Source organism: Vibrio sp. 10N.222.49.C9 (assembly GCF_041474985.1).
Lineage (GTDB): Bacteria > Pseudomonadota > Gammaproteobacteria > Enterobacterales > Vibrionaceae > Vibrio > Vibrio crassostreae_C.
In genome coordinates this window covers 1-280 of sequence record NZ_JBFRVD010000126.1, presented here as the reverse complement: position 1 = coordinate 280, position 280 = coordinate 1, and the positions used below count along the sequence as shown (strand labels likewise).

The following is a 280-nucleotide window of genomic DNA, read 5'->3' as shown; positions in this document are numbered from 1 at the left end:
GATTTTGAAAAGAAGTCAGCTAGAAAAATGGCATCAAATACGGCAATTCTTTACGTAAAAATGATAATTACTGCTATTTTTGCCTTGTTGACAATGAAGCTTCTAATCGAGTCGCTAGGCGTAGAAGAGTACGGCATATTTAATCTGATAGCAGGTGTGGTTGCGATGTTGGGTTTTTTAAACTCAGCGATGACTGTTGCAACGCAAAGGTATTTATCATTCAATTTGGGCAAAAAAAACATCTGCGTTCAGAAACAAATATTTTGTAATAGCTTTTATC

Annotated in this window: 1 pseudogene; it reads left to right on the top strand. The window is 35.4% G+C overall.

The annotated features are described in order from the left end of the window. A pseudogene (locus AB4585_RS22290) lies at positions 1-280 on the top strand (lipopolysaccharide biosynthesis protein); the annotation flags it as partial.